This window comes from Cohnella kolymensis (assembly GCF_000829465.1).
Classification (GTDB): domain Bacteria; phylum Bacillota; class Bacilli; order Paenibacillales; family Paenibacillaceae; genus Cohnella; species Cohnella kolymensis.
In genome coordinates, this window is sequence record NZ_JXAL01000004.1 from 95814 (window position 1) to 105035 (window position 9222).

The 9222-nt window shown below is 50.5% G+C and carries 9 protein-coding genes and 2 pseudogenes; 3 read left to right on the plus strand and 8 right to left on the minus strand.

Annotated elements, in window-relative coordinates:
• Window positions 1–100 precede the first annotated feature (100 nt).
• The 7 genes and pseudogenes from SD71_RS05670 to SD71_RS05695 all read right to left on the minus strand — a co-directional run bounded on the left by SD71_RS05670 (window position 101) and on the right by SD71_RS05695 (window position 6052).
• Window positions 101–937 (minus strand): sugar phosphate isomerase/epimerase family protein, encoded by an 837-nt coding sequence (locus SD71_RS05670; RefSeq protein ID WP_052475999.1) that lies wholly within the window; start codon window positions 935–937, stop codon window positions 101–103.
• A 29-nt stretch (window positions 938–966) separates the two neighbouring features.
• The gene (locus SD71_RS05675; protein WP_041060789.1) at window positions 967–1242 is read right to left on the minus strand and encodes a spore coat protein CotJB; all 276 of its coding nucleotides are present in this window, start codon (window positions 1240–1242) and stop codon (window positions 967–969) included.
• Between the two features lie 5 nt (window positions 1243–1247).
• The gene (locus tag SD71_RS23870) at window positions 1248–1481 is read right to left on the minus strand and encodes a hypothetical protein (RefSeq protein WP_041060793.1); all 234 of its coding nucleotides are present in this window, start codon (window positions 1479–1481) and stop codon (window positions 1248–1250) included.
• 127 nt (window positions 1482–1608) lie between these two features.
• Window positions 1609–3617 (minus strand): annotated as a pseudogene (locus tag SD71_RS05685) (TOMM precursor leader peptide-binding protein).
• 75 nt (window positions 3618–3692) lie between these two features.
• Window positions 3693–3893, minus strand: a complete 201-nt coding sequence (locus SD71_RS22900; RefSeq protein WP_082034071.1) for a cysteine-rich CWC family protein — start codon at window positions 3891–3893, stop codon at window positions 3693–3695.
• A 9-nt stretch (window positions 3894–3902) separates the two neighbouring features.
• Window positions 3903–4892, minus strand: coding sequence for a Gfo/Idh/MocA family protein (locus tag SD71_RS05690; RefSeq protein WP_041060853.1), 990 nt, complete (start codon window positions 4890–4892; stop codon window positions 3903–3905).
• Window positions 4893–5194: 302 nt separating this feature from the next.
• Window positions 5195–6052 (minus strand): DUF72 domain-containing protein, encoded by an 858-nt coding sequence (locus SD71_RS05695; RefSeq protein ID WP_041060796.1) that lies wholly within the window; start codon window positions 6050–6052, stop codon window positions 5195–5197.
• Between the two features lie 159 nt (window positions 6053–6211).
• Between SD71_RS05695 and SD71_RS05700 the strand changes: the two genes are divergently transcribed.
• Entirely contained in the window at window positions 6212–7114 is a 903-nt protein-coding gene (locus SD71_RS05700) for an aldo/keto reductase (RefSeq protein WP_041060799.1), read from the plus strand.
• Between the two features lie 66 nt (window positions 7115–7180).
• On the opposite strand, the gene SD71_RS05705 is transcribed toward SD71_RS05700, so the two are convergent.
• Complete coding sequence (locus SD71_RS05705) at window positions 7181–8191, minus strand: TraB/GumN family protein (RefSeq protein WP_041060802.1); 1011 nt, start codon at window positions 8189–8191, stop codon at window positions 7181–7183.
• A 212-nt stretch (window positions 8192–8403) separates the two neighbouring features.
• Between SD71_RS05705 and SD71_RS05710 the strand changes: the two genes are divergently transcribed.
• Both SD71_RS05710 and SD71_RS25820 read left to right on the plus strand, forming a co-directional pair.
• Window positions 8404–8916, plus strand: coding sequence for a CAP domain-containing protein (locus tag SD71_RS05710; protein WP_052476000.1), 513 nt, complete (start codon window positions 8404–8406; stop codon window positions 8914–8916).
• 137 nt (window positions 8917–9053) lie between these two features.
• Window positions 9054–9222, plus strand: a pseudogene (locus SD71_RS25820) (IS1182 family transposase); the annotation flags it as partial.

Consider the following 9222-nt stretch of genomic DNA (forward strand, 5'->3'; position numbering starts at 1 on the left):
TCCTTCGACAATGAGACCTATCTTGTTATTCTAACGCAAACAAAAAATCTTTTCATCCGATGCGATCGGTTGAAAAGATTTTTGGCTTTTCCGGATAAGTTCAACGCTCCATTAAAGCGGGCTCGCTCTCACTTAATTTTTGCATTTCATCAAGCTTCTCCCACGTGTTTCCCGACCCGAGATAGGTTAGAGAAAGCGGACCCTTGAAGCCTGATTGCCTGCACAGCTCGATACACCGGCGGAAATCTTCCTCCGCGATAATACCATGTTTGTCGGCCGATGCTTTGGCATGAACGGTTTCCGCATATGGCATGATTTCGGCCAGTTGTTCATACTTGTTACGCTTGAAGTTGCCGAAATCCACAGTCAAGCCGATCTTGCCGTGGCACATGCCGAGCAGCTTCAGGCAGTTCTCTGATGTGGACAGAAGCTCTCCCAGATTTTCCGTCACGACGCGCACCCCCGCGTCTGCACCGTACTCCGCAAGCTCGCAAAGTCCGGCCGCGGCCTGCTTCAAGGCAGCTTCATCATGAGCCGCCGATTCGCCTGCCGGGATGCGGACACGTTGAAAGCCTGCTTTAGCGGCAATGTCGATCCACTGCTTGTAAAGCTGCAGATCGGCATGTGTGCGCAGCGGATCCGGCGTCGACAGGTCGCCGAAATCGAGCAGCAGCGACGCCGGCTGCACTCCTGAAATTTCCGCGACATTCTTAAGATCGCGCAGCGCATCTTCCGATATATCGCGAAGATGCACATACGCGAGCTCCAACGCTTGATAAGATTCCATACCCATTCTAACGATCAAGCCGAGCAGCGTTGTCGCTTCCGGTCTGTGTTCTATCTCCACATAGTTCCTCTTAGCCTCTGTATCCCATTCGATCAGCCGTAAAGGTCCAAGCTGCCGCTCGAACGACCAACTGTTTAACGATAGTTCCATTGCAATTTCCTCCTTGCCGTCATACACCCTTATGTTTGGGGAATTACCTGCCATGGCCATGGGCCGGCGTCCCAACCGGAAGTATGGCCGCTGTTATAAGGTTCGGCGGACTTGCTTAGACTGCCGAATCCCGCGTCCACCCGGTCTTTATATTCCTTGCGCTTCTCAGCCGTTTGCTTGAACTGCTTAAACCCTTTGGCATCGCCACGCTGCTTGTCCAGATACGGAGAGAGTTCGGTCTCTGCAAAATCAATCGGCCGGGGCTCCCGCAGTATTTTCAGCTGCTTTATATTCGTCATAGACATGCAGGTTATACCCCTTTCCCGGCGGAATCCCATGAATCAAACGGTTTATCGTATGCACCACATAGGTTAGACCAAGGCTTGCCGTCAGAGACAGCCTCCGCACTCGCATATTGTCGCTGCTCCGCGGACTGATATCCCATATTTGAATGAAGAAGAGTTTCGTAGGTTTTGTCATTTGACGGATTATAGATGTCATGCTTGCTTATGGTGGGCATGTACGGATTGTGACGGATGCTCATTCGGTACCAACTCCTTGACGAGATATCATTTTTTACACTGTACGAGGTAAATTCAATCAATAAATCTCGCTGATACAAAAGAAAAAGCCAGGCATTTGCCCGGCTTGCACATGAAACGAAGATGGGATTACAGGAATGGATGCGGGTGCGGATTGAGTTCATCGCTTGAAAGCAAATGCTGCGTAAATCCAAGTTTCATTGGAACTGTGAGCACCCTTCCCAAGCCTGCTAAGCGTTTAAGGTGATGCCCGAACGTCATCGGCAGCATTCCCGGGATAATGACTTTCACGCAATGCAATCCGTTTCTTTTCGTTTCCGCCGTTGTTTGATCGGCAACAATAACATCGAGATTTAAGCGGTGGAACAACTGAAGAAGCGACTTCAAGTCTTCCGTCAAATCCGAATTCCAGATTCGTTGTTCGAACTCGCCGGCGAATGTGCAAAGCGGCCGGTTTGGTTCCAGCAAAAATCGCAGCCGCTCCTCCGCTTCCGGCATCGTGTACAACAAGGCATGATCCGGCATCTCGCTTACAAGATACGGATCATCAAGCATTTGAACATATTCCTCGCGATTGCTCGCAGACATGTAGTCAAGGTACTTGGCGTGGGCGGCCAACTCGAAAATCGCGCCTTTGGCCGCTCGTATCGGATCCAGGTGAGCACCGGCGGCACAGATCAGGTTGGCACCCGTCAAATTCTTGTTTTTGGCCAATGCCAGATGCTTGGGATGCCGTTTTCCATCGTTGTGTTGAATAGAAACAATTCATATCCGGCGACTGCCTCCAGCCGCTGAATCATAAGGAGCAATTCCGAATCGTGAGCGGAATACGGGTCAAGCCTGGGAACCGGCAGCTGCGCATACCAGGTCAGCAAGAAGGAATCCCGCTCCACCACTTCCAGCATGCCGTAAAATATGGCTTCCTCCAAGCTACCGCCCAGCGCGCAGCCGTTCGAACCTTCGGCAACAAAACTGCCGCCGAAACCTGTGCTGTAATAAGCGAGCTGCTCCGGCACAAGTATGGGACGGTCCTGCATGAACGAGTAACCCCATACCCATTTCATGGGAGCACAAGCATCGAAAGGTTCGAACGGAAAATCAGGCAATGCATACTGTTCTGCAGAGTAAAGCCCGACCGTGACGGGGTTAAGCGCTTTGTCCGCAAGATTCTGATAAGAGTCGTAAATACCGGCCCTCTTTCCTCGGGGCGTCATTCCGCAGTATCGTTCGAGTCCTTCCAATACGGCGGTGAACTCACTATGTTTATAAGAATGCGAGCGACCTGCCGTCAGCTCATTGCCTAATACCGATGGCAAACTCACAAGAACATCACAAAATGGAGATAAGGGATCAGTCGTTTTGGTATTCAGCAGGCCGGTCCTGTCATCCCAGTAGTCTTTTAGCAATGTTTCCGCCAACCCTTCCATCGACCGGCAGCGATAGGTATCGGAACCGATCTTCGGGCTTGGGTTAAGCGAAATTCGGGCTGCTTCCGACGTATCGATGGGTATTCCTCCGCATATTTCGCATAACGGATCGGGCAGGAATGAATGCAGTGAGCTGTTCAACGAATTGAGGTCCACAAAATACATACGCCCTTCCGTATGAGTCGGAGCGCCTTGGAACACTCTCCGCACTTCAGCACAGATCAAGCAGCTCATCTGAATCAATCCCCAACGCGATGCCGCTCGATCTTGTTTAATGACCTCGTCATTCATTAGACTCATTTGCAGATCCACACTAATGTCCCGGTTTCGCTCTGCCATAAGGCGTCTCATATCCGCGCAGTGAGAGCAACCCGGATTGCCCGGCCGGACCAACGGACCGACTATGCCTTCATTGTTCACAACAGTACCGCTCAACCAAGGAATGCCGGCTTGCCGCAACACTTTTTCAGCTTCCAGATGATCTGACGGACGATACTCTTCATTCAGAACCAAACAAATTTTCGCCGCCCTAGGAATGCCAGATTTGATCCCCTTTCGGCGTATCAGCTGATATGAACCGGACAGCTCTGACAGCTCTGACAGCTCTGACAGCTCTTTATATACAAGGTCTGCTAGCCGTCCTTTACCGATAACCGCAACAACTTCATGCACACAGAATTCCTCCCCCCGCAAACGGATAACTACATCCATCATATGTAAAATAAACAAGATAAAGCCCGCCTCCCAATGGAGCAGCGGGCTAGTATCAGTATGGGGAATTTGCCGTCACGCTTCAGATGATGATACTTCTTGGCGGTTATGTCGATCGAGGCAGGCTTTGCAAATGCAAGATTTGTTAAGCAGTTCGGGCGGGACGAGAGCGAATAACTTCTCCGGGAAATTCTCTTGGGTGCACCAACATGGCTCCGTGTCGGCCGATAGATTTCCGCAGTTGTTCGTTTGGCCGCAGATCGGGCAATTCGTCACTTTTGCACCTCAGTTGCGGTCGTCAGCCGGGTATACGAGCCTGATTTGCCTGCGAGTCTCATCCATAATTGCCATTGCCTTGAGAGAGTTTGCCCAGGAGTTCGTTGAAGATTCCTTTTGTCCTCGTCCGATGAGATCGATAAACTCCTGAACCTCGTAAAACATACTGTCCTTGTCTTGCGTTCTCGTCAAATCCTCGATTGTTCCATCACGGTATTGGAGTTCTACTTTTGTCGGAATATTGATTCGATCAATCCGGATCGTTCCGTTCTCTCCTTGGATTTCAGCGGGCAAATAGGAATTCGCTATTTTCGAATAAAGGACAGCCGCGTCGAACTGTTCGTATTGAAGAAGTACGCTTCCTTGACCGTCAACACCGGAGTCAAGCATCACGGCGTTGGCCTGAATACGATGCGGCTCTCCCAGCAGGACGACAAGGGGGTAGATGCAATAGACGCCCAGGTCCATCAAAGCTCCGTTAGAAAACTTCGGATTGAAGGCGTTGAGAACAGTGCCTTCTTTATAAGCGTCATAGCGGGAAGAGTATTGGCAATAGCTTGCAAAATAACGCCGGATCGGTCCGATCTTGTGCAGGTTTTCCTGGATTGCGCGGAAATTGGGAAGCAGCGTGGACTTTAACGCTTCCATGAGCAGCACCCCGTTTCGTCGGGCCGCTTCAATCATTATCCGGAGCTCGTATGTATTGGAAGCGATCGGCTTCTCGCATAAGACGTGTTTACCGTGATCCATGAAGATGATCGCTTGCTCCGCGTGATAACAGTTCGGGCTGGCAATATATACGGCATCCAGCTCCGCGCTGGCCGCCATTTCCGTCAAATCCGTAAAAATATGCCGAATACCGTGCTTCGCCGCGAATTCCCGCGCCCGCTCCTCAGTACGTGAGTACACCGCCGTCAGGGCGAATTCGCCCGAGTCGCTAGCAGCTGCAATGAGGGCTTCAGTAATCCAATTTGTGCCAATAACTCCGAATCTGATAATCTGCATAATCTTCCTTTCCAACTGCTCATCGAAATATAGTCATGTACCCATTATAATCCACATTGCCTTTGATCCGCCTTTTGTCGATATCCCGTCGCTCAGACGCCAGCTCGTCGTCCAGTACCTTTTGCCGATATCCCGTCGCTCAGCAAGCGAGCTAGCTCGTTTCCGCCACCTTTTGTCGATATCCCGTAGGCTCAGACGCCAGCTAGCTGGTTTGAGATCAATCTGAGCGAGCGGGATATCGAGCAAAGGGCCTGAAATGCGCTGCCTGAGCGAATGGGATATCGAGCAAAGGGAAGTTAAGGACTAAACAAATCCAACTGCGTCGGCGGCGGTGCGATGTCCGGTGTTTCGAGCCCTAGCATGGTCATCAACTCTTTGGCATTGCAGGCGGCATGGCCGCCTGAATTATTGTTGAAAATTACACAGATTTGTTTGGTGTGCTGCTTCAATTGGTCGATGTGCGCGGTCCACTCGGTTAACTCCTGTTGGTTGTATTGATATAAATAGCGGACTTCACGCCAATTCGGTGCGCTGCTTTGATTCCAACCGGACACGTTGCGCCCGTGCATGCGAATGATTGTCACTTCAGGATCCGTTGCCTGCAGTACTGTCGGTACGGATCCGATTCCCGCCTGCGGTTCGTCGCAAATGCTGTGAATCCATCCCTCCTCCTGCATGAAAGCCAACGTCTTCTCCCTGTATTCGGGGGCAAACCAGCTTTGATGCCGGAATTCCAAAGCGCAGGGTATGCCGTCCATCCGCTCTTTCGTATCCCGAAGCGTTCGAACATTTTCCTTCGCGCAATCGAACCAGGGCGGGTATTGAAATAGCGCCGCGGTTAATTTACCTGTCCCGACAATCGGCCGTAACGATTCACGGAAAGCAGCGTACATTGCGTCAGCATTGTCAGCACTAACCGCACCTCTCTGATGACCCGTCATCCCCTGAAAAGCTTTGACGATAAAGCGGAAGCTGTCGGGTGTTTCCGCCGACCAGCGGGCAAATCTGTCCGGTGTTTGTATCGCGTAAAAGGTGCTGTCCACCTCCACAACCGGAAAATGGATGCTGTATTCGCGCAGCTTGTCCTTCGGGGATGTGCCCTGCGGATATAAAGAGTCATGATCGCCCCATCCCGCCAACCCGACGAGAATCATCATGGAGCCTCCTTCTACTATTCCTTTGTGTCCAATATACACCAACCCGCCGGTCAATGCCCATAACCCGGCTAAATGTGTATTCCTTAATCCCTTCACACGAGTACTCGCTGCACGTACGGGTAATAAAAAGTAAATCGTATGGAGGTGGAACATATAATGGAAAAACGCAGACTCGGAAAAACGGATATGGATGTATCGGTAGTCGGCTTCGGCGGTTATGAAATCGCAATGAAAGGCGAGAACAAAAACAACGAAGATGTGTCATGGCTGCTTAACACGGCTTTGGACCGCGGGATGAATGTTATTGATACGGCGTCGTCTTACCTGGCCAGCGAAGCCATGATCGGCGAAACCGTGTCTCACCGGAGGAAGGACTTTTATTTGTTCAGCAAATTGGGAGAAGGGCAAAGCCGCGGTCTTCCTTATCCGGACTGGGATGTGCGGAATGTACAGCCGAGTATAGAGCGATCTTTGAGAGATTTGAAAACGGACTATGTTGATCTCATGTTCATTCATAGCTGTTCGGAGGCGGTACTGCGGAAAGGTGAGTTGATTGAAGAATTAAAGAAACTGAAAGAACAAGGATTGACCCGTTATATCGGTTACAGCGGAGACAGTACGGATGCGCTTTATGCGATCGGGACGGGAGTATTCGATGTCCTGCAAACGTCTCTTAATCTGGCTGACCAAGAGTCGGCAGACTTGTTCTTGGACAAGGCCGCAGAGCGAAATATGGGCCTCGTGATCAAGCGCCCGCTCACGAATGTCGTCTGGGAGCGCCGCGGCGCGGAGAATGCTCCGGAAGATTATGTGAAAAGACTCGAGAAGCTTGACTATCCGTTCATGAATGAAGGCTCGGATAAGCTGATCGAAATCTCCCTTCGTTTTGTGCTCTCCTTCCCTCATGTTCACATGGCCTTAACGGGAACCGCCGACAAGGAGCATTTCCTGCAGAATATGGAGTACGCCGGCAAAGGCAAGCTTAGCGACAGCGATTTCCAAATGATCCGCAACCGCTGGAAAGTAATTCACGAGCCGGCTTGGGCTGGGTTGAAGTAAAAAATGATTGATAAGCGAAAGGCCGCTGATTCGAAAGCTGATCAGCGGCCTATTTGATATGCAAATTTAGATGATAAATTCTAACTTATAACCCGCTTCCTCCAACAAAGAGACCAATCCTTGTTCGCCCGGCATGTGCATGGCACCGACGGCTACCATATACGTGCCCGTTTCCCCATTCGATAAAAAGCCGTCGATTTTTTCGGCGATCTCTCGGTTGCGCCGGATGAGAAAGCTGTTGTCGAAATCTTTGAACAGCTTGCCCATCGTTTGCTTCCCTTGCTTCACATACTCCGCATGCAATTGATCCAGCTCCGCCGGTTCCCCCGCTGTCCACAAGTCCAGCAGCCGATCGAGCCCTTCGGCAGCCTGGTCTGCATTGCCGATGGATTGATGAAAATAAAGCTTCTGCAGCTCACTCGAGAAATGATCAAAGAGGCCGATCTGCTGTTCCACGCTCTCCAGCTCTATGACGGTTTTGCCGTGTTTGTGCGCCTGTTTGGCTATGTATTTGTCGATGCCGTCTGTATTCATATACTTCATTGCCGGCAAAGCTTCCAATGTCATCGCCGCATACCAAGGCTCGTATTTGTCGAATAGCGCTGTACCTGCGCCCATCCTCTCTTTGAGCACTTGACCGAACTTGACATAATCCTCAGACGATACATGATCTTCTAAAGAACTGCCGTCTGTCAATAGAGCAGCTTGATTTACAAGCTTCATAGCTTTGAATTGGTTAACCTTGGTCAAATCCAGTTCCAACGCGACATGATCCGATTCGGCGATCGCCCGCTGCAGATCGTAATCAAGAGGATACATCTCTTCTGTTGCCACATGAATCGTACCCAGCAAATACCCCGCATTGCGCCCGCCCGTTATTTTCCATAAAAACCCCTTTGAACCGGGCTTCTTTACCGCGACTGAAGCCATTTGGGATTTCGCTTGGGCATTGGAGACCGCGGCCTCCGCAGCTGCCGCCGGCAGCTGATGCCTGGGCTCGTTCCCGGGGCTGCATGCCGTCAATCCTGCTGCTAACAGCAGCAGCAATCCTGCTATCCGATGCAGGCGTTTTCTCACCTTGTCTACCCCTCCCAGAACGTATCCGTCTATTACAACACAAAACAGAGGCCGAAGTTATTTACCCAGCAGGCCTTTGTTTGAATCGGCGAAAATATGAGAATTAGATTATGATTTCCTAATAATCCACAATTAGGAAGGGTCCAGTCCTATAATTCATAACTATGTGCTACGTAACCACACGGTTACGAATTTACCCCCTGGGAGGACAAATGAAGAAATCGTTATTTGCAGTAATGTTATCCATGTCATTGGCCGCAGTCTTCACATCCGGTGGACAAGCTTCCGCCTCGACTCCTGCGATTCAAATCACAGCCGGCGTAAAAGTAAGCTCTCCAACGCAAACGTTGCAAAGTCAAACCACCTATGCCAAGCAGGTCGTCACTCTCGTCAACAGGAATCGTGCAAAAGCAGGTCTGAAGCCGGTAACCCTTTCCACTAAACTTTCCGCGGTGGCGAAAGCCAAAGCGATCGACTTATACACAAATGACTACTTTGACCATATATCGCCGATATACGGTTCCCCGTTCAAGATGATGAAAGCCTTCGGAATCACCTATAACTATGCCGGTGAGAATATCGCCAGAGGGCAAAAGACGCCCCAAGCGGTCGTTACGGCATGGATGAACAGTCCCGGTCATCGCGCTAACATCATGAACAAGCATTACAAATATATCGGAATGTCCTATTACAAAGGCGGCTGGGTACAGCAGTTTATCGGCTAATACAAAAGGGGCTGTCTCAAAAGGTCATAAACTGACCTGAGAGATAGCCCTTCTTTTTTTTGCGCATGAAAAACAAAAAGAAACCGCATTTTGGTAAAATGGAAGTACCAGCAACCATCCCCAAAGGAGCGATTTCTTTGTACATTCAATATACCATGGACCAACTTACCCTGCCAATGGATCTTGAGGAAGACATCCCCGAAAACCACCTCGTGCGAGTCGTCAATGCAGCAGTAAACAGGCTCAGCGACAATATCTTCGCTTCCGCTTACCCGGGCGGCGGCCGGGACAGCTATCATCCCAAAA